This window comes from Myxococcus sp. AM011 (genome assembly GCF_013372595.1).
Classification (GTDB): domain Bacteria; phylum Myxococcota; class Myxococcia; order Myxococcales; family Myxococcaceae; genus Myxococcus; species Myxococcus eversor.
Genome location: NZ_JABXEM010000092.1, coordinates 12,626 through 37,420, shown reverse-complemented (window position 1 = coordinate 37,420; position 24,795 = coordinate 12,626). Strand labels below are relative to the sequence as shown.

The window sequence follows — 24,795 nt, the reverse complement described above, 5'->3', positions numbered from 1 at the left end:
GCCCCCACCTGCTCCCACCTGGTGTGTCCAGGCGCCTGGAATCCCAGCGCTTTTCCCGGGCAGGCGCGGAGGGCTGGACAGAGCAGGCTGGCATCCGCCTTGCTCATGGGTGGCCGCTGATGAGTCCCCGCCTCCTCACCCTCGTGTTGTGTCTGCTCTGGGCCGTGCCCGGCCAGGCCGCGTCCGGGCTGGAAGCGGCACGGACGAGGGCGCAGGCGGCGAGGACGGAGGCGCGCTCGCTGCGCACCCAGCAGCAGGCGCTGCGGGACGAGTTGCAGGGCGTGGCCGCGCGAATCGAGGCGCTGAAGGCGGAGCGCAAGGGGCGGCTGACGACGGGCACGGAGCTGGAGGCGGCGCTGCGGCGCTCGCAGGAGCTGAGCGGCTCGCTCACGGGGCTGGCGCAGGCGGTGTCCACGGCGGATGGCGAGTCGGAGCGCGCGCACCTGGCGCTGCACCAGTCGCTGTCGGACGAGCTGGCGCGGCTGCGCGGCGCGTGGGACGTCACGGCGGACCGGAGCCAGCGCGCCACGCTGCTGGAGTCGCTGCGCACCACCCGCGCGGAGCGGGACGCGGTGCGCGCGGCGCTGCCGGCGTCGCGGGTGCCCCTGCTGGACAAGGCCTCTCCCGGTGGGGATGACCCGGAGGATCTGCTGGAGCAGGCGGACGCGCTGCGTGACGCCGAGGACAAGGTGCGCGAGCGCCTCAAGGCCCTGCGCTCGCGCATCACCGAGGTGCGCGAGGAGAAGGACCTGGACCGGCGCATGAGCGACTTCCTCGGCGAGGAGTCCATGTTCGACGAGCAGGACCGGCGGCTGCGGCTGCGCATGCGCTCGGACCGGAGCCTCAGCGTGGACCCCAGTGACCGCGGTGGAGGCATGTTCGCCGGAGAGTCCGATACCGCGGTGGACCCGCCGAACGTGGGCACCGATGGCCCGGGCGTGCCCACCACGCCCGTGCCCGGGAGAGACCCCGTGCCCACCGCGCGCGCCTCGGACCGGCGCCCGCAGGTGGACGGCGTGCGCGCCCAGACGCTGGCGGCCGGTGGCCCGGTGAACCTGGCGGAGATGGAGGCGGAGGCGAAGCGGCTGGAGTCCCTCGCCCACGAGCTGGACGGCCGGGCCGGTGCGCTGGAGCACCGCGCCCAGGAACTGACGTCGCCCTAGAGCAGTCCGGCTTCGACTTCCAACCGCACCACCGCGCGAAGACGGACCTCGCGCTCCGGCGTGCGGCCCTTGCCTCGGATGATGAGGCTCATGGTCGGCGCGGCGACATAGGGCTGGAGCTCCACGTCCCCCAAGTCGAGCTTCAGCGTGGGGTTGGGCGCCCGGAGGCTGGAGCGCGCCAGGTCATTCTTCCAGGCGATGCGCGACTCCCTGTCTCCTGCCCGGACGAAGAACTCCACCGTGTCCAGGAAGGTGAAGTCCACGTCGTTGGGACTGAGAATCTGGAGTGACAGGGAGTCGACGTGGACGGACGTCACCTCGTCCTTGGAGAGTCCCTGGTTCTTGAAGTCCTGGTTCTGGTCGAAGTCCATCCCCGCCAGGCTGCTGATGGGAGGGAAGGCGTTCAGCTCGGTGCTTCCCCCCGGCAGGGTCGCGGGGATGGTGGTCTCGCCCCTGACCTCGGTGATGAACGAGGACTGGGCGCAGGCGGCGAGCCCAAGGCCAACCGCCGCCGCGAGAAGTGAGACAGGGCGCATTTCAACAATGTACCGGGCGGCTGGCGTGGCGTCACTGTCGCCAACCTGGCGGCCGGGCCCGCCCTCCCGCGAGTGGGGCGTGCAGGCACGAGGCCGGCTATGTTGCCCCGCGTCGTGTCACACGCCCGCCCCACCCTCCTGGTCCTCCTCGTACTGCTCGCCGCTCCGCCCGCGTCCGCGGCCGAGTGGGAGGGTGCGCTGAAGGGCACCGCTCGGCTGCTGGTCGACACCAACGCGCCGCGCGACTTCACCGACGGCAGCACGCCCTCCCCTGGCGTGGACCCGGCTTTGAGCGTGCTGGGCTCGGCCGAGGGGCGCGCGACATTCGAGCGCACCCAGTTGGTGGGGCGCTACGAGCTGGGCGCGCGCAAGTACGTGGGCTTCACGACGGAGGACATGCTCATCCAGGCCGGAGCGCTGGAGGGCTCACTGGCGCTGGGCACCGAGTTCGGCCTGGGGGTGGAGGGCCACGCGAAGGACCGGCGGGGCGGCTCGCGGGCGTACTCGGACCTGGGCACCAGCGTGTTCGCCGAGTACGCGCCGGACGTGCGACTGGCGCTGCGGGTGCGGGCAGGCGCGCGGCGCTTCGTGTATCGGCCGGACAAGACGGCCAACTTCGGCGGGGCGGAGCTGGGCGTGGTGGGGCGCTACCGCTTCGACCGGCGCCACAGCCTGTCGCTCTTCGGGGACTGGGGCGCGCGCCGCTATGGCCCCCAGGCCCGGGCCAGGCCCGGCGCCCCGGAGTCGTCCCTGGGCCGGCGCGAGGATGGCGCGCTCACGGCGGGCGCCAGCTACAGCTACCGGGGACCGGTGACGCTGGGGCTCACGTACGCGTACCAGGAAGTCACGTCCAACAGCTTCGGAGAGACGGTGCTGCGCCACCGCGTGACGGGCAACGCGGGGGTGCGCCTGCCCTGGAAGGTGACGCTGCTGGCGCAGGGCTCGCTGGGCATCACCCGCTATCCGGACGGCATCTACCTGTCGCCCGAAATCATCCTCGTCGAGGAGGACGAGGGACAGAACTCCTTCTCGCTGAAGCTGGCGCGCCCGGTGTCGGAGCGGGTGGACCTGGAGGTGTCCTGGGGCCTGTGGAGCACCCGGCTGCCCCGCAACGACCTCTCCTACTCGCGGCAGGTGTTCGGCGTCGGATTCACCTGGCGCGACTGAGCCCCGAGCCCGGAGCCCGGACGGGCCCACGCTTCACAGGTCGGAGATGCGCTCGTCTATCTCCTCGGCGAGTCCGGGGTGGCCCTGGGCCAGGGCGTGCTCACGAGCCTTGGTCAGCACCTCGCGGGCGCGCTCCACCTGCCCGGCCCCGGAGAGCGCGTCCCCGAGGGAGACCATGGCGGCGGCATAGGTCGGGTCCAATTTCACCGCCGCCTCCAGGGCCGACGCCGCCTCGTCATACTGCTTTCGCTCCAGGTACAACTTCCCCAGGGAGAAGTGGCTCATGGGGGAGTCCGGGAAGTCAGCGGCCATCTTCTTGAACTGTTCCAGGCGGGCGTCGCTCATGGACAACACCCCATAGAGGACCCATGCCGTGTTGCCAAGGGTGCGGTAGGGTGCGCCGCACATGGCAACGAAGAAGAAGACGACCCCACGAAAGAAGAGCGCGACCAAGAAGGCCAAGGCCCCGGCGGCGCGCAAGCAGAAGAAGACGGCGACGGGCAGGACGGCCCCCAAGGGCAAGGGTCCCGCTCCCAAGAAGAAGGCGCCGGCTCGCAAGAAGACCCCGGGCAAGGTCCCCCTGAGGGCGAAGAAGAAGGTGAAGCTGCCAGCCGCCCTCCAGCAGAAGGCGGGCCCGGCGGAGAACCCGGAGGCGCAGGCACTGGCGCGGCGCATGGCCCAGCTGCTGCTCGACAAGAAGGCGCTCGACGTCGTCATCCTCGACGTGCGGGGCATGACGTCCTACGCGGACTACATCGTCATCGCCTCCGGCGAGAGCGACCGTCAGGTCAGCGCGATGGCGGAGAACGTCCACGTGCAGCTCAAGCAGGGTGAGCAGCCGGTGCGCGCGCTCGGCACCGAGGGCGTGGAGACGGGCCAGTGGGTGTTGCTCGACTACGGCGAGGTGGTGGCGCACCTGTTCCTCGCGGACCTGCGCTCGCACTATGACCTGGAAGGTCTCTGGGCGGACGCGAACCGGGAGAAGGTGTCCTGAAGGTCCGCCTCCTGTCCATCGGCAAGGACCGCTCGGGCCTCTACGAGCCGGCGGTCCAGGAGTACGCCCGCCGCCTGGGCCACTACACCCGCTTCGAGCTGGTGGAGTTGACCGAGGCGAGCGGCAAGAAGCTCAAGCCGGGCGACGCGAAGGCCGCCGAGGCGGAGGCGATTCTCTCCAAGCGCAAGCCGCAGGACTGGGTGGTGGCGCTGGACGAGCGAGGCTCGCTGCTCGACTCGGTGGAGTTGAGTCGCTACGTGGGCAAGGCGCAGACGGGCGCCAAGGACCTGCTCTTCGTCATCGGTGGTGACGAGGGGCTGGACGAAAGCGTGCGGGGCGCGGCGAACCTCACGCTGTCCCTGTCGAAGATGACATTGCCCCACCGGTTGGCGCGCGTGGTGCTCGTGGAGCAGCTCTACCGCGCGTTCACCATTCTCAAGGGTGAGCCGTACCACAAGTAGCCCACCGGGCGAGCAGGCGCCCGGGGTGGTTCTCGGGCCGCCTGGGACTGGCGGCGTCAGGCCCACCGGACAGGGGGCGTCAACGGGCCTCATGAGCACCGCCGGCACCGAAGCCCCCCTGAATCCACCGCCTGCCTCCGTCCGCATCATCGCCTCGCCGCAATCCTGGGTGGAGGGAGAGGCGGTGAGGCAACTCGAGGCGGTGGCGCGCCTGCCCGGCATGCGTCACGCGGTGGGACTGCCGGACCTGCACCCCGGCAAGGGCGCGCCGGTGGGCGCCGCGTTCACCTCGGAGGGCATCCTCTATCCGTACCTGGTGGGCAGCGACATCGGCTGTGGCATGGGGTTGTGGGACGTGGGGATGTTGTCGCGCAAGGCCAAGGCGGAGCGTTGGGCGGCGAAGCTGAACGTCGAAGGGACCTGGAGCGGAGACGCGGAAGGCTTCCTGGCGGAAGAAGGCGTGAAGGCCTCCGGGTTCGAGGCGGCGCTGGGGACGGTGGGCGGCGGCAACCACTTCGCGGAGGTGCAACGGGTGGACGTGGTGCACGACGCGGAGGGCTTCGCGGCGTTGGGGCTGGCGGCGGACCGGTTGCTCCTGCTGGTGCACTCCGGCTCACGCGGACTGGGCGAGGCGATTCTCCGGGCCCATGTGGACCGCCACGCGGCGGGCGGGCTGCAGGAGGACTCGGACGAGGCGCGAGCGTACCTGGCGCGGCATGACCACGCGGTGGCGTGGGCCCGGGCGAACCGGGCACTGGTGGCGCGACGGGTGCTGGATGGCATTGGGGCCCCGGCCCGTCGGGTGTTGGATGTCTGCCACAACAGCGTGACACCTCGACGGGACACGGGGGGCACGCGGTGGCTGCACCGCAAGGGCGCGGCGCCTTCGGACGAGGGCCCCGTGGTGATTCCGGGCAGCCGTGGCGCGCTGAGTTATCTGGTGGTGCCGGTGGGAGATGGGACGGGCAGCGCGTACAGCCTGGCGCATGGCGCGGGCCGCAAGTGGACGCGCACGGCGGCCCGGGAGCGCATGAAGGAGCGCTTCACCGCGGAGTCGCTCACGCGCACCCCTTTCAAGAGTCACGTCGTCTGTGAGAACAAGGACCTGCTCTTCGAGGAGGCGCCGCCCGCGTACAAGCCGATTGACCGCGTGGTGACGGACCTGGTGGAGGCGGGGCTGGTGCGGGTGGTGGCCACCCTGGCGCCGGTGCTGACGTACAAGACGCGCTCCCACGAGGAGTAGCGCGGCCCCGGGCTCGGAACCTGGGCCTGGAAACGGGGTTGCCCGGTGCTTTTTGCACTCTCCGTCCGGCGTCCGGGTGGTTAGGGTTCGGGCATGACTGCCGCGCACAAGGTCCTGCTCTGCATTTTGGATGGCTGGGGCATCCGTCACGAGCGAGAGGCGAATGCCATCCTCCTGGCCGGAACTCCGCACCTCGACAAGCTGACGAGCCCCTACCCGTTCACCGAGCTACAGACCTCGGGACTGGCCGTGGGCCTGCCCGAGGGGCAGATGGGCAACTCGGAGGTCGGCCACACCAACATCGGCGCGGGCCGAATCGTCTACCAGGACCTGGTGCGCATCAACCGCGCGGCGGAGACCGGGGAGCTGGCGCAGAACCCCGTGCTGCGCGCGGCGATGGACGGCGTGAAGGCGGACGGCAAGGCGCTGCACCTGTTGGGGTTGGTGTCTCCGGGTGGCGTGCACTCGTCGATGGAGCACCTGTACGCGCTGCTGAAGGCCGCGCGGGAGCGGGGCGTTCCGCACGTCTACGTGCATGCGTTCCTGGATGGGCGCGACACGCCGCCGCAGAGCGCGCTGGGTTACGTGGAGGAGCTGGAGCGCTTCCTCCATGAGACGCACACGGGGCGCATCGCCACGGTGAGCGGGCGCTATTACGCGATGGACCGCGACAAGCGCTGGGACCGGGTGCAGCTCGCGTACGAGGCGCTGGTGTACGGCCGAGGGCCGAAGGCTCCGGATGCCCTGAGCGCGATTCGCGCGTCGTACGCGGAGAAGGTGACGGACGAGTTCGTGAAGCCCACGGTGCTGGCCAGCGGGGATGGGACTCCGGTGGGCCGCATCCAGGATGGGGACACGGTGCTGTTCTTCAACTTCCGCGCGGACCGCGCGCGCGAGCTGACGCAGGCGCTGGCGTACCCGAGCTTCAAGGACTTCGACCGGGGTGGACTGCGCCTGGGGCGCTACGTCTGTATGACTCAGTACGACGAGACGTTCGACTTGCCGGTGGCCTTCGCGCCGGACCAGCCGCAGGACATCTTCCCGGAGCTGCTGTCGCGCCAGGGGTTGCGACAGTTCCGCACGGCGGAGACGGAGAAGTACGCGCACGTGACGTTCTTCTTCAACGGCGGGCGCGAAGTCGTCTACCCGGGAGAGGACCGGTACCTGGTGCCCAGTCCGCGCGACGTGAAGACGTATGATTTGAAGCCGGAGATGTCGGCGCGCGAGGTGACGGCGGAGCTGGTGCGCCGGCTGGACTCGGGCACGTATGACTTCGCGCTGGCGAACTTCGCCAACCCGGACATGGTGGGGCACAGCGGCCGGCTGGACGCGGCGATGCAGGCGGTGCGCGTGGTGGACGAGTGCCTGGGCGTGCTCGGCAAGGCGTGCGAGCGCAACGGCTGGGTGCTGGCCATCTCCGCGGACCATGGCAACTGCGAGCAGATGGTGGACCCCGTCACGGGCGAGCCGCACACCGCGCACACGTTGAACCCGGTGCCGTTCCACCTCATCCACCCGGCGTTCCGAGGGCAGAAGCTGCGCCCCGGCATCCTCGCGGACATCGCCCCCACGCTGTGCAAGGTGATGGGCCTGCCCCAGTCGAAGGAGATGAACCGGCAGGGCGTGCTGCCCTGAGCTGACCGGGTCCTCTTGTTCCTACGATTGGACCGGACGCGGCTTCAACAGTCCCGCCCGGTCCAGCAGTTCCCGCACCTGCTCAGCCAGCGCTACGTGTCCCGGGTTGCTGGCCGTGAAGCGCTCGGGCGTGAGGACGATGAGGGTGCCCTTGCCCTCTATCTGCTCGATGCGCACCGGGGAGGGCAGTGGCGGCAATCTGCCCAGGCGATTCGAGAGGTACGTCATCCACCCCAAGGAAAAGGGCGCGGACTCAGGTTCGCGGTGTTGCCGCTCGTATGCATTTGACGTGGCAAACGCCCAATCGGGTTCCCAGGAGAACAGCATGCCGCGAACAACGCGCTCCAACACTGGTGCGGTGAGCACCCTGTCCGCGTTTGAGCCGCGCCACGGCAGGGAGAGCACGCAATGATTGGGAACGTCCGCTGAGACCATGCCGCCATTGATGCGAAGCGTCCCGCAATCTCCCGTGTCCCCACCGTTGTCGAACGAAATGCGAAACCCCAGTTCTTCGATGGCGGGTCCCCCGGGTTCACGGTTCACGCCTCGCCGGAACATCTCGGTAAGGGTGGGCACATCAGGCGGCATGAGGGGGTGTTTTCGCGCATCCTTCCGGGACCTGGCCGGCTTGTACCAGTGGGCGAGGAACGGATCACACTCGGCCAAAAGGTTGAGGAATGCCGCGGTATGACGAGCACAATCCTCGGGCGACGCCCTACGCGCCCCCCAGTAGGCTCCAGCGTAGTAGGTCTCTGGGTAGTTCTCGGTCTTGAGTGAAGCGTTCACGAAGCGCGCTCCTCTCGGCCCGCTCATGCCGCGTCATCAGGCAGCAGCGTGCACAGCAGCGCGTCGTCGGGCCCGAGCGGGCGCCAACCAGAAGGGGGTGGAGAGGTCCGGAGCGTGACTCGGGCGTTCTCGACGCGCCTGCGGTGCGTCTCCGGGATGTCGGTGGACCAGAAGGTCAGCATCTTCGCGACCACGAAGCGGGACTCGTCGTCCATGACCTCGGGCCATCCGTTCGGAAGGTACTCCGCCATGTTGCGCACCAGCGCATCTCGCACGAAGCGGGTGACCTGTTCGCGCGCCTCCGCCTCGGAGCGCAGCACGTTCAGAATCTGGAGGCCGGCGACCTCGCCCTTCTCCAACTCGTTGGCCAGTCCCATCAGCGAGACGGCGGGCCGTGCATCGGCGAAGGCGGTCAGCGAGTCGTAGCCCCGCTCGCGGACCCGCGCATACAGGCGAACCCTCCAGTTCCCCTGCCAGACCCGTCCACCGGTCATCTCCGTCTCCCTGGGATGAAGTTCATCGGGACGCCGTGGAACAACACGCGCTCCACAACGATGTCGAGGAACCCGGCGGCACGTCAACAGGCGCCCTCGTGGCACCCTCGCTGCATGGCACGCACCTCGTGCTGAGCGCCCTGCTGGACGTCCTCTATCCGCCCTCGTGCATCGCCTGCGCGCGAGTCCTCCCAGGCCCCGGGGCCTTCTTCTGCGAGACCTGCGACACGGCCGTGGAGCGCCTGCCACCCGGGTGCTGCCGCACCTGCGCGGAGCCCGGTGCCTTCCCTGGTGCTTCATGCCCGCGCTGCCGGGCCCACCCACCGCCCTTCTCTCGCGCCTGGGCTCCCTTCGCCCACGAGGGGCCCGTGGCTCGGGCCATCCATCGCTTCAAGTACGAAGACCATCCAGAGCTCGCCGCGCCCCTGGCGGAGCTTCTCGCGGACGAGGCTCGGAGCTTCCTCTCCCGGGCGCCGACCCGCGTCGTCGCCCTGCCCCTCCACACGCGCCGGTATCACTCCCGCAAGTACGACCAGGCCCAACTGCTCGCGGGCTCGCTGGCGAAGTCCCTGGGCCGTCAGGCCCCGGTGGGTTGGCTCACACGCACGCGCGAGACACAGCGGCAGGTGGGACTCACCGAAGCCGAGCGCTCCGACAACGTCGCGGACGCCTTCACCGCCTCGCCCGACGTCAGGGGCCGCGAGGTGCTCCTGCTCGACGATGTCTTCACCACCGGCGCCACCGCCCGCGCCGCCGCCACCGCATTGCATGAGGCCGGCGCCGTCCACGTCGAAGTGCTGACGCTCGCTCGCGCCTTCACCCTCACTTAAGGGAGGCACCAGCTTGCTGGCACCAAGGTCCGGTGGGGCAACAAGAACCCAGGGTCATCTTCACGCACCGAGCCACGCGCCCTCACTATTGGAGGCGGAGCATATGCACCATACAATTCGCCCCAGCCACAAGCCTTGGATGGGGGGAACATGAGAAACGCCTCAAGGAGTTCAAAACCCTCGAGAGCCAGAACACCTATCAACCTACTCTTCACCAAAACGCCTCCGCTAGGTGGCGCTGTTGCCGAGCAAGAGGTTGATCTCGCCAATTACTACATCGAACTCGACGACGAAAAACATCTCGATTCTATTCGCGAAAACATCCCTGGGCTTTTCATTTTCATCGGCCCCAAGGGAGTCGGGAAATCCGCTGTCCAGCGCATGGTCGAAGAGCGAAAAACGTCTTTCGATGCAAAAATCATCAGCATCAAACCAGAAGACATTGCTCTTTGGACACTCGCAAAGTCCACGCAACTAGCCGACGACATCTATAGCGGGCTCAATTCGCAATGGCTAAACAAACTCCTGTGGAACTATTTATTCATCCTCGAAATCCTCCGTCAGGAGTACGGCGACACACCTACACTTTGGAGCAAATTAGCAAGCGTCTTCAAGTCCGACATGAGTCGTGTCCGACGACTCATTGAAAGTGGGATTCGAGATAGCGCAGACCCCTCCCTCTCGTCGCGATTCATACAAGTAATAGAGGAAATCAAGCTCTCCGGGAAGGTTGGAGCCATCGAAGCCGCCACGGAGTTGAAACTCCGCGAACCTGCAACCAAACAACAGTCCGGCAACATTCTGAACGACTTGAGCACCGTAACAAGCAAGCTCAAAAATATTCTCGACCATAACTACATCATCCTATTGGATGACCTTGACCAAGAGTGGACTGGTGCCCCTCGTCACATAGAGCTTCTGGAGGCCCTCCTCTCCTCTCTTCAGACATTAAGCAGAAGTGGGAAAATCACCTTCGTTGTCGCATTGCGCGACGACATATACAAAGCCCTCTCCCCCGACGACCCTGACAAACTTCGCCAGTCAATTCGAGTAATGCACTGGACTCAAAAGTCCTTGAAAACAATAATCAGGGAGAGAATTCGATGGGCAACAAGCTACACGGCGTCGACGGCAGAAGGATTCCCCGAGATTTTCGAGGAAGGAATCAATCTCCACATGCTGTGGGAAGTGTGCGGCGACAACGCCCGACGGACGCTTTCCGTTGTAGACTCGCTCATTACTGAAGCACGTCGCGAAGGGAGAAGCAGAGTAACTAGCGACATCCTTAGAACTGTCGCCGAAAGAATGTCGACTGAGTTTCTACACGATCTCGACAACCTACACAAACACACAAAACCAGGCCTGAAATTTATTGCCCAGTCAGCAAGAAAGACCGGCAAGCAATTTAGCCTCAAGGATTCCCAGGAACTCTGTCTCGATCTACTTGTTCGCTTCGAGAACAATGAATCCGGCTGTCATCGGGCAAAATGGGCAGAGCAACTGGCTCACACCCCGGGAATGTTAATGGTCAGCCTACTTGAAACGGAATTTCTTCTATACAAATCAGGTAGAGACTCCGCCCCGAGACCATATACACCAAACGACGCAGTCGATGAGCGCACGTGGTTCGCAGTGAACCCTATCTATGCGCTAGGCCTTGGCCTTTAAGGACCGCACCTGCATCACGCCATCTTTGTACTCTGACCTCAGGAATAATCGAGAACGGACTCTCGCAGTCTTTTCCACCTAAAGAAAATGCTGCTCATATCCGCCTCGTCTTTCATGGAAATTCGCGTCGCCGCGCGTTGAATATGTCATACCGAGTCACATGTAGCCGAGTCATCAAAAACCCGGACCGGGTCAAAAAATAGGCCCATGCTGTCTTTCACTACCCATCTTCCGCGCGCGTGCGTCCCGTGGTCTTGGATACTTGCCGTGGTGACAGATTTCATCGTGTTCCACGGCTCAGTTCCCCCACTGAGAATGGAGTCCCAGATGAAACACCCCTTGTTGAGCACGCTCGCCGTGGCCGGTGCCTTCTGTGCACTGAGCACCCCCTCCGCCGCCGAAGCCCAGGTTCCTCCCCCGACCTGGGTCCGCCAGCTCGGCGCCAACATCGATGAACAGGCGCAGGCCGTCGCCGTCTCCGGCAACAGCGTCTACGTCGTGGGCCACACCTCCAGCCAGCTCGGCCCGGAGCTCAAGGCCGGTGGCACGGACGTCTTCCTCGCGAAGTACGACACCGCCGGCACGTTGCAGTGGGTCCACCAGCTCGGCACCTCGCAGGATGACCGCGCCACCGCCGTGGCCACCGACTCGGCCGGCAATGTCTACGTCACCGGCCATACCTTCGGCGGCTTCGACTTCTATGTGAACGCGGGCGGGTTCGATTACTTCGTCGCCCAGTACGACCCGCAGGGCAACCGTCAGTGGCTGCGGCAGAACGGCACGCAGATGGATGACTTCGCCACCGGCATCACCGTCGCCGACCACGACAAGGTCTTCATCTCCGGCTACACCGGCGGCAGCTTCGCCAACGGCGGCAACCCCAACAACTACGACATCATCGTCGCGCTCTACGACAACGGCGGCAACCCGTACTGGCTCCAGCAGCTCGGCTCGCCCAGCAGCGACATGGCGCGCGGCATCGCCGTGACGTCCACCTATGAAGTCTACGTGGTGGGCAACACGTTCGGCAGCCTCGACGGCGTCACCACGCCCGTGGGCACCGACATGTTCCTCATGAAGCTCGACATCCTCGGCGCCCAGCAGTGGGTCCGCCAGATTGACAGCTCCGACCTCGACGACGCCAAGGGCGTCGCCGTGAGCGCGGACGGCGGCGTGTACATCGCGGGAGACACGTTCGGCACGCTCGACGGCAACACCAACAATGGCACCATCGACGTACTGCTCGCGCGCTACGACGCTTCGGGCAACCGCGAGTGGAGCCGCCTGCTCGGCGGGACGCAGACCGACTACGCGTTCGGCGTCGCGGTCGCCCCCAACGGCACCGTGCAGGTGACCGGCTACACGACGGCCTCGCTGGACGGCAACGCCTACGCGGGCTCCCAGGACGTGTTCCTCTCCCGCTTCGACGCGCTCGGCACCAAGATTGGCACGCGCACGCTCGGCACGAACCGCTCGGACATCGGCCGCGGCGTGGCCGTGGATGCGGCGGGAAACACGTACGTCACCGGCCTCACCTTCGGCGGACTGGCGGGCAACACCAGCGCCGGCGGCTACGACGCGTTCCTCTGCCGCTTCTAAGGAGAGAATCCGGCACTGCCGCGCTCGGCGCGGAATTCCCGGACACCTGACGCCGCGCCCTTCTCGGTAGCCAAACGCGGGGGGCGCGGTAGCCTCGCGGCATGCGCAGGCTCCTCCTCATCCTCGTCCCCGCGTTGGTCTCGCTGCACTGTACCCACGCCACCGAGACCACCGTCCCCGCCAAGGCCACGGCGGCGACTCCCGAGTGGCCCGAAGCCCAGCCTCCCGCGCTGCGACTTCCGGACACCGTCCAGCCGCTCCACTACACGCTGGACCTGAAGCTGCTCTCCACCGAGCCGACCTTCTCCGGCACCGTCGCCATCGACGTGGACGTGCGCGAGCCGGTGCGTCAGGTCTGGCTTCACGGGCAGGATTTGGAGGTGAGCGCCGCCCGCGTGGAGAAGGACTCGCGCACGCTGGAGGCCAAGGCCGTCACCGCGAGCGAGGGACGGCTCGGCCTGCTGCTGCCGGAGACGCTGTCGCCCGGACGGGCGCGCATCGTCATCTCCTTCAGCGGCAAGGTGGATGCCGAGCGCAGCCGGGGCATCTACTCGCAGGCCGAAGGCGGCCACAACTACCTCTACACCTTCTTCGAGCCGGTGGACGCCAGGCGCGCCTTCCCCTGCTTCGACGAGCCGACCTTCAAGGTGCCCTGGCGGCTGCGCTTCACCGTGAAGGCCGGTGATGTGGCGCTCGCCAACCACGCCGTCGAAGCGAAGGAGACGCTGCCCGACGGGCTCGAGCGCATCACCTTCCGCGACAGCAAGCCCATGCCCAGCTACCTCGTGGCCTTCGTCGTGGGGCCCTTCGACGTGGTGGACGCGGGCACCACCGGCCGCAACAAGGTGCCGCTGCGCTTCATCGTCCCCAAGGGTCGCGGCGCGGAGACGGCCTACGCGGCCAGCGTCACCCCGCGCATCGTCACAGTGCTGGAGGACTTCTTCGACCAGGCCTACCCGTACGAGAAGCTCGACGTCGCGGTGGTGCCTCGCTACTGGGGCACCATGGAGCACCCGGGCATCGTGGCCCTGGGCCAGCCCCTGACGCTCATCCGCCCCGGCGAGGAGACGCTCCAGCGACGCAAGTGGTACGTCACCATCGCCGGCCACGAGCTGGGCCACTACTGGTTCGGCAACATCGTCACCTGCCGCTGGTGGGACGACATCTGGCTGAACGAGGCGCTGACGTCGTGGCTGGACCGCAAGCAGATGGATGGGTTCGACAAGAGCTGGGGCTTCGGCCAGGACGCCAGCACCAGCGCGCTGGCGGGCGCCATGGGCGCGGACACGCTCGCCACCGCGCTGCCGGTGCGCAAGCGCGTGACGACGCATGACGAGGTCATCGGCTCCTTCGACAACTCCACCACCTACGCCAAGGGCTCCGCCATCATCGGCATGTTCGAGTCCTGGCTGGGCCCGGACAAGCTGCGCGACATGCTGCGCACCCACGTGCGCAAGCACGAGTGGGGCACCGCGACGTCCGACGACTTCGCCACCACGCTCTCGGAGACCGCGGGCCCCGACGTCGCCCGCTCCTTCCGCAGCTTCATCGACCAGCCGGGCGCCCCCCGCATCTCCGCCCAGGTCCAGTGCGACGCGGGCAAGCCGCCGAAGCTGAAGCTGTCCCAGGAGCGCTACGTGCCCGCGGGCTCCTCCGCCGTCCAGGACCAGACCTGGTCGGTCCCCGTGTGCGTGCGCGCCGGTGGCGGCGCGGAGGACGTGCGCGTCTGCCAGTTGCTCTCCGAGCGCACCGGTGAGCTGGAGCTGCCCCTCCAGAAGTGTCCCCAGTGGGTGCTGCTCAACGCGGGAGGCGTGGGCTACTACCGCGCGGGCTACTCGTCGCAGCAGCTCACCCAGGTGCTCGCCGCGCCCAAGAAGGCGCTGACGGTGCCGGAGCGGCTGGCGCTCCTCGCGGACGTGGAGGCCTCGGTGAGCCGCGGCGATTTGCCGCTCGGCGAGGCGCTGAAGCTGGTGCCGGAGACCGCGACCGACAAGGACCGCTCCATCGTCCTGGGCGGCGCCCGCCTGCTCTATCTGGTGCAGGAGGACCACCTCACCCCGGCCGAGCGCTCGCGCTTCCGCACCTGGGTGGGACAGCTCTACGGCCCGCGCGCCAAGGCCCTGGGCTGGCAGCCTGGGAAGGACGACAGCGACGAAGTGAAGCAGACGCGCTCGCTGCACCTCGCCCTGGCGACGGTGACCGGGCATCACCCCGCCCTGGTGCACGAGGCCCAGACTCTCGCGGCCCGGTGGCTCGCGAAGCGCGACAGCGTGGACCCGGAGGCGGTGAACCTGGTGCTGACGGTGGCAGCGCGCAACGCCGACCGCGCCCTCCACGACACCCTGCTCGACCGGGCGCGCAAGGCCGAGGACCGCAACGAGCGCACCCGGATGATCACCGCTCTCGCCGGCTTCCGCGACCCGGCCCTCGTGAAGGAGAACCTGAATCTGGCGATGAAGGAGTTCGACGTGCGCGACTCACGTCCCCTGTTCGGCGGGGCCTTCTCCGAGCCGGAGACGCGCGAGGTGGCCTGGAGCTTCTACCGCGAGCACTTCGACACGCTCGCCGCCCGCGTCCGCTCGGACGAACTGGGCTGGCTCATCGCGATGACGGGCTCGCTCTGTGACGACAAGCTCCGCGCGGAGGTGGAGGCATTCCTCGGTCCCCGCGTCGACAAGCTGGAGGGCGCGGCGCGCTCCTACGCCCGGGCGCTGGAGTCCATCCGCCTGTGCGTGGAGGCCGACCGCCTGAATCTCACGAGCCTGAAGTCCTTCCTGAGCCGCCCGCCTCCCGTCGCCAGCACTCCCGCGAAGTAGCGCGCGAGCAAGGAGCTCCCTCGCCCGCCGGGGGAGCCTCCCGCCACGTCTGGCGGACAACAGATTCCCGCCCGGGGAGCCGTTCCACCCACCGGGCGGACCGCGCTACACAGAGGCCATGTTCGACGCCGCGCGCTACCTGGAACGCATCAACGCCTCCTCGCGGGCGTCGCTGGCCACGCTGCACCGCGCGCATCTTGAGGCAGTGCCGTTCGAGAACCTGGACATCCACCTGGGCCGCCCCATCCGGCTCGACGCGGACGCCCTCTTCGACAAGGTCGTCACCCGTCGGCGCGGCGGCTTCTGCTACGAGCTCAACGGCCTCTTCTCCCGGCTGCTCGCGGCCCGGGGATTCAACGTCACGCCGCTGTCCGCGCGCGTCGCCTCGGACGACAAGGACGGGACCTTCGGCCCGGAGTTCGACCACCTGACGCTCCAGGTGGAGGACGGAGGCGAACAGTGGCTCGTCGACGTCGGCTTCGGGGACGGCTTCATCGAGCCTCTGCGCCTGGACGAGCGCGGCGTGCAGACGCGCGACGGGCGCGACTACCGGCTGTCCGAGGACGGCGAGGGACTCATGCTGTCGCGCGAATCGGAGAAGGGCTGGGAGGCGCAGTACGCGCTCTCCCTCGTCCCTCGCGTGCTGGAGGACTTCACCGGCATGTGCCACCATCACCAGACGTCGCCCGCGTCCATCTTCACGCAGCGACGGCTGTGCACGAAGGCGACGCCGAAGGGCCGCGTCACCCTCAAGGAAGGCGCCCTCGTCCTCACCGAGGGACAGGAGCGCCGCGAGCTGCCCGTCGTGGACGAGGACTCCCGTCGACAGGTGCTCGCGGAGCACTTCGGCGTCGTGCTCTAGCGTCCGCGCGAGCTCAGGGCTGCGGCTTGCTGGCCGCGGCCTTCATCCGCTCCATGCTCTGGATGTACTCCTCCACCGAGTCGAGGCCCACGGCGGCCCGACGCGCATTCACGTTCGCCGGGTCCTCCAGCAGCTTGGGCACCATCTTCCCGGCGTCATCCGGCTCCAACTGGGTGGCGTAGCGCTGCGGCTTGTCGGTGTTCACCAGCACCCGGTCCGTGAGGTACGCGAGCTCCTTGGCCGAGCCCTCTCCCTGCGCCACGGCCTTCTCCAGCATGGGGAGGACCTGCTCCTGGAACGCCACGTCCTTGTCCGCGTGCTGCACCATCAACCACGCGCTGAAGGTGGCGCGCGCGCCCACCAGGGCCTTGCCCGGCCAACCCCGCTTCGCGATGACGTCCTTGAGGAAGGCCGTGTTGCTGGCGTCGACCTTGAGCATCTCCGCCTTGACGGCCTCGTCCTTGAACTGCGAGGCGACGAGCAGCCTGCGCACCCGCTGGTCCTCCTCGGCGCGCTTCAACAGCTCGTCGCGCAGCGCCGGGTCCGCGGCCTCGTACTGCTTCGCCTCCGCCGCGGCGATTCGCTCCCGCAGCGGCGCGAAGCCGGACAGGTTCCGGATGCTGTCCAGGTCCGTGTCCTGGTCCAGGTGCTTCGCGTCGTCGAAGCCCTCGTCCACGGCGCGCGCCAGCCAGACCAGCGCCTCCTCGGGCTGCTTCGCGAGGGACGCCGAGCAGGCCGCGCTGTAGGCCATGACCTTGCCTCGCACCCCGCCCTCCCAGGCGCGGCGGTACAGCACCAGCGCGCCCGCGTCGTCGCCCTTCCTGGACAGCCCATGGGCTTCGGCGGAGGCCTGCTTCGCCTCGGGCGTGGCGACGGGCTTGGGCGTCGCGGACGCGGCGGCCTCCGAAGCGGCGGACTTCGAGGCACCTCCCCCGTGGGCACAGGCGGTCAGGTTCAGCGCGGTGAGCAGGATGACGAGACGACGCATGGGGCTCCGGGGTGTGGGGGTGAGAGGCCCGGCCCTCCGAAGGCGTCCTCGGGGGCACCGGGGAAGCGCAGTCTAGGCGGGGTTTTCGAGACCCCAAGCGATTGAACCGCCTGGAGCCGCCCAAAACCTACCCGCACCTACCCCGTTCCCCTCTGCACGCCGGGTGACGTTTTCGGTTGCCTGTCCGCCATCCAGGGCCGCATGCAGGGGAAGGCCCCGAAGGGCCCGCCTGTTCATCGGCGTCGGCGGCCCCGGAATACGCGGGGCCCTCGCCCCACACGCATGTCGCACCGAGGAGAACGGATGTCCCGCTTCACATCGCTGGCCGCAGTCTTCGTGCTCACCTGCCCCCTCTGGGTGCAGGCCCGGCCCGCGGCGGACGAGACAGCCCGCTTGTACGCGGCCGAGGCGCTGAAGCAGGCGTCCTCGCCTCGGGGCGCCGCGGGTCTCCTCCGGCTGCACTCGCTGGTGGACGAGGTGGAGGACCTCACGCCGCTGGTGAGCACCTACTCGTACGTGGCCTCGCGGCGGCAGTTCGATGCGAACACCCGCGCCACCGCGCAGCTGCTCCTCCTGGACACCGAGCGCGCCCGGGGCCGGCTGACGCGCGCGGGCGAGGTGAAGACGTGGATGGGCTTCATGGGCGACTACTACGTCGTCGGCGGCTTCGACAACGAGGGCAAGTCCGGCTGTGACACGGACTTCGGCCCCGAGGCGGCCAGCCTGGACTTGGGCGCGACATACGCGGGCGCCAAGGGACGTCAGGTGTCCTGGCGCAAGCTGACCGCGAACACCGCGGATGGCTACGTGGACCTGGCCACCGCCGTGCGCCCCAACCGCGAGGCCGTGGCCTACGCCGTCACCTGGCTGGAGTCCTCGCAGGAGACGCGCGTGGCGCTGGGCCTGGGCACCTCCGGCGCCTTCCGCCTGTGGGTGAACGGACAGCTCGCCGCGAAGGAGGACCGGTACAACCTGCCGCGCCCGGACCAGTCCCGCGTGTCCGTGAAGCTGCGCAAGGGCCTCAACCGCGTGCTCCTCAAGGTGTGCCAGGAGACGGGCCCGCTCGGCTTCTACCTGCGCCAGGAGTCGCCGTCCGTGCGCGCGTCGCTGCCCGCCAAGGCCCCCGCGGTGGAGCGCGGCGCGGCCCCCGCTCCCCAGACGCTGCCCACGCTGACCTCCGCGCTGCGGGCCATGGTGGAGAGGAACCCCGACGACGCGGCGCTGCGCGGGGACTACGCGCGGGTGCTCGGCTTCTTCCGGGGCTTCGATGACCGCGAGCACACCGCCACCGCGGAAGCCACGCGCGCGGCGGAGCTGGCGCCCAAGGACGCGCGCCTGCAGATGCTCGCGGCGAGCCTCCAGCGCGATGACCTGAACGAGCGCCGCCGCTTCCTGGAGGCCGCCGTGGCCGCGGACCCCACGCTGCCCGAGGCCCGCGTGGCCCTGGCGGACTTCGAGCTGGAGCGCGGCCACCCCGAGCGCGTCATCGCGCTGGTGACGCCCGTGCTGGAGAAGACGCCCGAGGATGCCTCCGCCCGCCTGGTGCTGGCTCGCGCCCACGAGGCCCTGGGTGAGCGCCCGCGCTCGCACGCGCTGGTGGAGGAGGCCTTCCGGTACCAGCCCCGTCAGCCGCGCGCGGTGCGCAACGCGGCGCAGATTTCCCGGCAGCTCGGCCGCAACCGCGAGGCGATGGACCGGATGCGCGTGGTGCTGGCGCTGCGCTTCGACGACACTGGCACGCGCCGCGCGCTGGCCTCGCTGCTGGCGGACTCCGGCGAGGTGGAGGCCGCCGAGCGCGAGTACGCGCAGTTGGTCGCCCTCAACCCGTTCGACAACGGCTCGCGCGTGCGGCTGGCGGAGCTGAAGGCCAGCAACGGCGAGGTGGAGCCGGCGATGGCCCTCTTCGCGGAGGCCCGCGCCCTGTCCCCGGATGAGCCGGAGGTCTACGAGCGCGAGGGCCGCGCCCTGCTCGCCGCGGGCCGCCGCGAGCCCGCGCTGGCCGCCTTCGAGAAATCGCTGGTGCTGCGTCCGCAGAACCCCGGCCTGAAGGAGGCCCTGCGCGCCCTCAAGGGCGAGGGCGCCGGCGCCGGCATGCAGCACGTGGTGGACGCCAGGCCCCTGGCCAGGGAGGCCGAGGCGTACGTCCACGAGGACGCCATCTACCTGGTCGACAACACCTTCGTGCATGTCCAGAAGAGCGGCCTGTCCAGCCGGCTGACGCAGATGGTGGTGAAGGTGCAGAACGCGCGCGGCGTGGACGCCTTCCGCACCCTGCCCATCACCTACTCCCCGGACCGGCAGGAGGTGCGCATCCTCCGCGCCCGGGTGACGAAGACGGACGGCTCCGTGGTGGAGAGCTACGGGGAGAACGACCGCAACATCAACGAGCCGTGGACGGGCATGTACTACGACGCCCGCGCCAAGGTGCTCTCCTTCCCGTCCCTGGCCGCCGGCGACACGCTGGAGGTGACGTACCGCCTGGACGACACCGCGCAGGAGAACCTCCTGTCGGACTACTGGGGTGACGTGGAGAGCGTGCAGGGCGTCTATCCCAAGCTGCGCTTCCAGTACCTGGTGGAGATGCCCAAGGAGCGCCCGCTCTACTGGAACAAGAGCCGGCTGCAGGGCGTGGAGAGCACGCAGGAGCCAGTGGACGGCGGGCGCGTGCTGTACCGGTGGAACTCGAAGCACGTGGCCAAGGTCGTTCCGGAGCCGGGCATGCCGGGCTGGGCGGAAGTCGCGCAGAACCTCCACGTCTCCACCTACCAGACATGGGACCAGGTGGGCCGCTACTGGTGGGGCCTCGTCCGGGACCAGCTCCAGCCAAACACGGAGCTGAAGCAGACGGTGGACCAGGTGCTCCAGGGCGTGGACCGGAAGAACGAGCTGGCGGTGGTGCGCGCCATCTACAACTTCGTGGTGACGAACACGCGCTACGTCGCGCTCGAGTTCGGCATCCACGGCTTCAAGCCCTATCGAGTCGACCGCGTGCTGTCGCGGCGCTTCGGCGACTGCAAGGACAAGGCGAGCCTCATCCACTCGATGCTGCGGGTGGCGGGCGTGGACAGCCGGCTCGTCCTCCTGCGCATGCGCAACCTGGGCGCGCTGGACGCGGAGCCCGCGAGCCTGGCGGCCTTCAACCACGCGATTGCGTATGTTCCCAAGTTCGATTTGTACCTGGATGGCACGGCGGAGTTCCACGGGGCGAAGGAGCTGCCCAGCGCGGACCGGGTGGCCAACGTGCTGGTGGTGGAGCCGGACGGCAAGAGCACCTTCCTCACCACGCCGGAGGCGAAGGCCGAGGACAACGCCACGGGCCTGAAGATGGACGTGACGCTGCGCGCGGACGGCAGCGCGGAGGTGAAGGGCGTCAGCTCCGTGAGCGGCCAGAGCGCGCCGGAGTACCGCCGGGCCTACCGTCCGGAGGCCACGCGCAAGTCCACCTTCGAGCGGGCGTGGGCGCAGAGCTTCCCCGGCCTGACGGTGAACCAGGTGTCGCTGAGTGACACCACCCGTCTGGATGACGACGTGACGATGGACTTCCTCATGAGCATCCCCCGCTACGCGGAGGTGATGCCCAACGCCGTGCGCTTCCTGCCCTTCGGCACGGGCCGCACCTACCAGCAGGCCTTCGCCCCGCTGGCGGAGCGCCGGTTCGACCTGGTGATGCAGAGCCCGTGGGTCAACAACTTCAACCTGCGCTACACGCTGCCCGCGGGCTGGTCCGTGACGGAGCTGCCGCAGGCGGTGGAGGAGACGAACGCGTTCGGCCGCCTCAAGCTCACCTACCGCGTGGAGGAGGGCAGGCTCATCGCCGAGGGCGAGGTGAAGCTCTCCGTCGCGCGCGTGAAGGCGGACGAGTACCCCGAGTTCAGGGAGTTCCTCGGCCGCGTGGACCGCGCCTTCGGTCGCCGGGTCATCATCCAGGGCCCCGGCGGTCGCACCGCGTCCCTCGTGCGGTAGCTCGTCGCGAAACTTCCGCCCCGCGTCTGGCGTGGGCGGAAGGCCGTGCGTCCCGCTTCAGGGGCGGGGCGCGCGGGCGGCGAAGGTGGTGGCGACGATGCGGTCGGCGATGGCGGGCCGCTCCTGCCCCATGTGCAGCGTGTTGACGGAGTAGACCAGGCGCCGGCGCAAATCCCGCGTGGCCCCCATGCCGTTGTTGTAGCCGTGCCGGTCTCCGCTCTTGCCCCACAGCGTCAGGCCGTTGACCTCGAAGCGCGTCAGGCCCGCGCCGTGGCTCGCGGGAGCACCCTCCGGCGTGAGCACGTCCGGCACGGTGAACAGCTCCCGCAGCTGCGCGGGCGGCAACAGCCAGCCCCGGAAGAGCGCGGAGAGGAACGTGTCCAGGTCGGCCGTGGTGGAGAGCATCTCCCCGGCGGCCCAGGGGATGGACTGGTTCGCCTCGGTGATGTCGACCAGGCTCACCGTGCCGTCCGGGCCGGTGACGGCCTCGTAGCCGCGCGCGTGGGGCCCGGGAATCGTCGGGTCATTGCCGGGCACGGACGTGTCGCGCAGGTGGAGCGGCGCCAGGATTCGCTCGCGCACCGCGTGGCTGTAGGGCCGGCCGGTGACTTTCTCGATGAGCAGCCCCGCCACGAGGTAGCCGATGTTGCCGTACTCCTGCTGGGTGCCCGGCGCGAAGCGGGGCCCCTGGGGCAGCGCCAGCGCGACGAGCTCCCGGGGCGACCAGCGACGGAACCGGTTGTCGGAGAACCACTCCGGGTCCTTCGACGGCAGCGGGACGTTGGGCAGGCCGTGCGTGTGGTTCAGCAGTTGCCGCACGGTGATGAGGCCGAAGGTGGGGGGCAGGAGGCCGGGCAGGTAATGTTGCACCGGCCGGTCCAGGTCCACGCGGCGCTCCGCGGCGAGCTGCGACACCACGGTGGCGGTGAACGTCTTCGTGATGCTGCCGATGCGGAAGCGCGCATCCGTGGGCACGGGCGTGCCCGCGTGGACATCCGCGACGCCGGACGCTCCGAGCCAGCGACCCGCGGCGCCATTGATGCGGACCTGCGCCGCCGTCGTATTCGCGTCCGGAAGGCCCGTGAGGACGCGGCGCAGCGCGTCCCGGTCCAGAGGCGCCAGGAGCGACTGCTCCCAGTCCAGCCCCTGTTCACTGGTCTCCACTTCGTTGGTGGCGGCATCGTCACCTGGGCCACATCCCGCCCCCGAGAAGCTCACCACCAGCACCGCTGCACCCACCCGCAGACCCCGGCGCGGGACATCCATGTTCCATCTCCCGTGAAAATCGGCCCGGGAGCAGAACACCAGCGGAGAGGAGGCCTGTCACCCGACTCGTAGGCCTTTCGTGGAATGTCCTACGACTCGTCACCGAAATCGTCGAGCCGCCACCGTGCCGTTACCCTCCGGTGCGGCGTCACGACTCCACGAGCGCGGACAGGAGCTTGCGCACGTCCTCCGGACCGCTGACGCGATACGTGGCGCGCGAGGGTTTGTTGCCCGCGTGAATCGTGAGCCCGCCCTCGGGCATGGCCGCGAACATGTCCTCGTCCGTGCGGTCATCGCCCACGGCCACCACCAGCGTGCCCGGCGGCAGCTGACGCGTCACCGAGTCCACCACGCGGCCCTTGTTCACACCGTGGGGCCGCACCTCCACCACCTTGTCTCCGGGGAGGATGTCCACGGGACGACGGGCGAAGGTCTCCGCCAGCTTCAGCCGCAGCTCGCGGGACTGGAGCGCGCCGAACTCCGGGTCCACCTGGCGGTAGTGCCACGCCAGCGACGCGGACTTCTCCTCCACGAACGAGCCCGGCACGCGCGCGGCGAACTCGTCGAGCATGGGGCGCGCGGCGTCCTTCCACTCCGCCGTCACGCCGTCCAGCATCCGCCACGCATCCGACGGCTTGGGGCGGGACCACAGGCCATGCTCCGCGTGCAGGCCCATGGGCAGCGCTCCGAACCACGCCTCCAGCGTCTCCTTGGGCCGGCCGCTGACCACGCTCACCGTGGTGTTCGGCCGCGCCACCAGCTTCGCCAGCAGCGCGCGCAGGGCGTCATCCGGCGCGGCCAGCTCCGGCCGGGCCGCGAAGCCCACCAGCGTCCCGTCGTAGTCGAGCATCAGCGACAGGTGCCGCGCCGACTTCATGACCTCCAGCGCCTCCGCGCCGCCCTTCACGTCGCGGATGGAGACCGAGGGCAGGCCCTGGAGCCGGCCCAGGAAGGAGGACACCCACCAATGCACGTCGTGGGCCCTCACCTGCGCGCGCAGGGCACGCATGCGCTCGCGGCGCTCGTGCTCGCCCATCTCCAGCGCCTGCTCAATCGCGTCCGCCGTCGTCTCCACGTCGTACGGGTTGACGGTGAGCGCCTTGTTCAGCTCGTCGGCGGCGCCGGCGAACTCGCTGAGCACCAGCACGCCGTCCTCGTCCGGCCGGGAGGCGCAGAACTCCTTGGCCACCAGGTTCATGCCGTCCCGCACGGGCGTCACGAGCATGACGTCCGCCGCGCGGTACAGCCCGGCGAGCTGCTTCTCGTTGAAGGAGCGGTAGAGGTAGTGCACCGGCACGTTCCGCACGGTGCCGTACTGGCCATTGATGCGGCCCACCAGCTCGTTCACCTGCTCGCGGTACGTGGCGTACGCCTCCACCTGCGTCCGGCTGGGCACTGCCACCTGGATGAAGCGCAGGCGCCCGCGCCACGAGGGCTCGCGCTCCAGCACGCGCTGCACCGCCAGGAGCCTGCGGGGGATGCCCTTGGTGTAGTCGAGCCGGTCGATGCCCAAGAGGATGCGCTGGCCCTCCGCGCCGCGGCGCAGGGAGGCCACCTCCTCCAGCACGTTCTCCTCCTTCGCGAGCGTGTCGAAGGAGTCCGAGTCGATGCCCATGGGGAAGGCGCCCACGCGCACCTGCCGGCCTTCCCACATGATGCGGTCCACATCCGTGTCCAGGCCGAGCTGGCGCAACAGGGAGCCGGAGAAGTGCCGCACGTAGCTCACGGTGTGGAAGCCGATGAGGTCCGCGCCGAGCAGGCCCTTCAGCAGCGCCTCGCGCCTGGGCAGCGTGCGGAAGATTTCCGACGAGGGGAACGGGATGTGGTGGAAGTACCCGATGCGGGCCTCGGGGAGCCGCTGTCGCAACATCCCTGGCACCAGCATCAACTGGTAGTCATGCACCCAGATGGTGTCGCCCGGCTGGTACTGCTTCGCGGTGAGGTCCGCGAAGCGCTCGTTGACCTTGCGGTACACGTCCCAGTCGCGGTCCTGCCGGGGGATGCGGTCCAGCATGTAGTGGCACAGCGGCCAGAGGACCCGGTTGGAGTAGCCCTCGTAGTACCGGGCCACCTCGCTCGGGGTGAGGTGGATGGGCACGTAGCGCTGCTCCGCGAGCTGCTCCTCCACCCTGGCGCGTTGGGTTTCCGACAACCGGCTCATCTCGCCGGGCCAGCCAATCCACTGGCCTCCGGAGCGTTCATGAGGTCTGCGCAACCCCGTGGCGAGTCCGCCGGCACTGCTCACCACGGAGACGCTGTCCTTCTCCGCCTTGACGGTGACGGGGAGACGATTGGAGACGAGCAGGAGTCGAGGCATAGGCCCC

19 protein-coding genes are annotated in these 24,795 nt (G+C 68.7%); 12 read left to right on the top strand and 7 right to left on the bottom strand.

The annotated features are described in order from the left end of the window. Nucleotides 1-119 precede the first annotated feature (119 nt). On the top strand, nt 120-1,163 hold the full coding sequence (locus HUW62_RS20405; RefSeq protein WP_163866421.1) for a TetR family transcriptional regulator: 1,044 nt from the start codon (nt 120-122) through the stop codon (nt 1,161-1,163). Here the strand turns inward: HUW62_RS20405 and HUW62_RS20400 are convergent. Further along, nucleotides 1,160-1,699 (bottom strand): hypothetical protein, encoded by a 540-nt coding sequence (locus HUW62_RS20400; protein WP_163866420.1) that lies wholly within the window; start codon nt 1,697-1,699, stop codon nt 1,160-1,162. The genes HUW62_RS20405 and HUW62_RS20400 overlap by 4 nt on opposite strands. 99 nt (nt 1,700-1,798) lie before the next feature. On the opposite strand from HUW62_RS20400, the gene HUW62_RS20395 reads away from it, so the two are divergent. After that, complete coding sequence (locus HUW62_RS20395) at nt 1,799-2,866, top strand: hypothetical protein (RefSeq protein WP_163866419.1); 1,068 nt, start codon at nt 1,799-1,801, stop codon at nt 2,864-2,866. A gap of 33 nt (nt 2,867-2,899) precedes the next feature. Here the strand turns inward: HUW62_RS20395 and HUW62_RS20390 are convergent, their stop codons facing one another. Further along, a complete protein-coding gene (locus HUW62_RS20390) occupies nt 2,900-3,211 on the bottom strand; it encodes a tetratricopeptide repeat protein (RefSeq protein WP_255203533.1) in 312 nt (103 codons plus the stop codon). Between the two features lie 61 nt (nt 3,212-3,272). On the opposite strand from HUW62_RS20390, the gene rsfS reads away from it, so the two are divergent. From rsfS to gpmI, 4 genes are all read left to right on the top strand, one after another. Further along, nucleotides 3,273-3,860: a ribosome silencing factor gene (gene rsfS / locus HUW62_RS20385; protein WP_176435367.1), complete on the top strand. Its 588-nt coding sequence runs from the start codon at nt 3,273-3,275 to the stop codon at nt 3,858-3,860. Continuing rightward, on the top strand, nt 3,857-4,321 hold the full coding sequence (locus HUW62_RS20380; RefSeq protein ID WP_163866572.1) for a 23S rRNA (pseudouridine(1915)-N(3))-methyltransferase RlmH: 465 nt from the start codon (nt 3,857-3,859) through the stop codon (nt 4,319-4,321). Before rsfS ends, HUW62_RS20380 begins: the two co-directional genes overlap by 4 nt. Before the next feature lie 91 nt (nt 4,322-4,412). Continuing rightward, nucleotides 4,413-5,564 (top strand): RNA ligase RtcB family protein, encoded by a 1,152-nt coding sequence (locus HUW62_RS20375; RefSeq protein ID WP_163866417.1) that lies wholly within the window; start codon nt 4,413-4,415, stop codon nt 5,562-5,564. A 93-nt stretch (nt 5,565-5,657) separates the two neighbouring features. Continuing rightward, the gene (gene gpmI, locus HUW62_RS20370) at nt 5,658-7,199 is read left to right on the top strand and encodes a 2,3-bisphosphoglycerate-independent phosphoglycerate mutase (protein WP_176435366.1); all 1,542 of its coding nucleotides are present in this window, start codon (nt 5,658-5,660) and stop codon (nt 7,197-7,199) included. A 21-nt stretch (nt 7,200-7,220) separates the two neighbouring features. Here the strand turns inward: gpmI and HUW62_RS50025 are convergent, their stop codons facing one another. Then, entirely contained in the window at nt 7,221-7,985 is a 765-nt protein-coding gene (locus HUW62_RS50025) for an immunity 52 family protein (RefSeq protein WP_368670444.1), read from the bottom strand. Nucleotides 7,986-8,008: 23 nt separating this feature from the next. After that, nucleotides 8,009-8,479 (bottom strand): NUDIX hydrolase, encoded by a 471-nt coding sequence (locus HUW62_RS20360; protein WP_176435364.1) that lies wholly within the window; start codon nt 8,477-8,479, stop codon nt 8,009-8,011. A 128-nt stretch (nt 8,480-8,607) separates the two neighbouring features. Between HUW62_RS20360 and HUW62_RS20355 the strand changes: the two genes are divergently transcribed. From HUW62_RS20355 to HUW62_RS20335, 5 genes are all read left to right on the top strand, one after another. After that, nucleotides 8,608-9,309 carry a phosphoribosyltransferase family protein gene (locus HUW62_RS20355; protein WP_176435370.1) on the top strand — a complete coding sequence of 234 codons (702 nt, stop codon included), beginning with the start codon at nt 8,608-8,610 and terminating at the stop codon, nt 9,307-9,309. 150 nt (nt 9,310-9,459) lie between these two features. After that, nucleotides 9,460-10,977 (top strand): hypothetical protein, encoded by a 1,518-nt coding sequence (locus HUW62_RS20350; RefSeq protein ID WP_176435363.1) that lies wholly within the window; start codon nt 9,460-9,462, stop codon nt 10,975-10,977. A 327-nt stretch (nt 10,978-11,304) separates the two neighbouring features. Next, nucleotides 11,305-12,576, top strand: a complete 1,272-nt coding sequence (locus HUW62_RS20345) for an SBBP repeat-containing protein (RefSeq protein WP_176435362.1) — start codon at nt 11,305-11,307, stop codon at nt 12,574-12,576. A 101-nt stretch (nt 12,577-12,677) separates the two neighbouring features. After that, on the top strand, nt 12,678-15,392 hold the full coding sequence (locus HUW62_RS20340; protein ID WP_176435361.1) for a M1 family metallopeptidase: 2,715 nt from the start codon (nt 12,678-12,680) through the stop codon (nt 15,390-15,392). 118 nt (nt 15,393-15,510) lie between these two features. Next, nucleotides 15,511-16,254, top strand: coding sequence for an arylamine N-acetyltransferase (locus tag HUW62_RS20335; protein ID WP_176435360.1), 744 nt, complete (start codon nt 15,511-15,513; stop codon nt 16,252-16,254). A gap of 13 nt (nt 16,255-16,267) precedes the next feature. Here the strand turns inward: HUW62_RS20335 and HUW62_RS20330 are convergent, their stop codons facing one another. After that, entirely contained in the window at nt 16,268-17,242 is a 975-nt protein-coding gene (locus HUW62_RS20330) for a DUF6624 domain-containing protein (RefSeq protein WP_176435359.1), read from the bottom strand. 303 nt (nt 17,243-17,545) lie between these two features. Between HUW62_RS20330 and HUW62_RS20325 the strand changes: the two genes are divergently transcribed. Next, nucleotides 17,546-21,205, top strand: coding sequence for a DUF3857 domain-containing protein (locus HUW62_RS20325; protein ID WP_176435358.1), 3,660 nt, complete (start codon nt 17,546-17,548; stop codon nt 21,203-21,205). A gap of 57 nt (nt 21,206-21,262) precedes the next feature. Here HUW62_RS20325 and HUW62_RS20320 read toward each other — a convergent pair whose 3' ends face one another. Together HUW62_RS20320 and HUW62_RS20315 are read right to left on the bottom strand one after the other, a co-directional pair. Beyond that, nucleotides 21,263-22,471: a serine hydrolase gene (locus HUW62_RS20320; RefSeq protein WP_163866407.1), complete on the bottom strand. Its 1,209-nt coding sequence runs from the start codon at nt 22,469-22,471 to the stop codon at nt 21,263-21,265. Nucleotides 22,472-22,619: 148 nt separating this feature from the next. Then, on the bottom strand, nt 22,620-24,788 hold the full coding sequence (locus HUW62_RS20315) for a bifunctional alpha,alpha-trehalose-phosphate synthase (UDP-forming)/trehalose-phosphatase (RefSeq protein ID WP_163866406.1): 2,169 nt from the start codon (nt 24,786-24,788) through the stop codon (nt 22,620-22,622). Between the last annotated feature and the right edge of the window lie 7 nt (nt 24,789-24,795).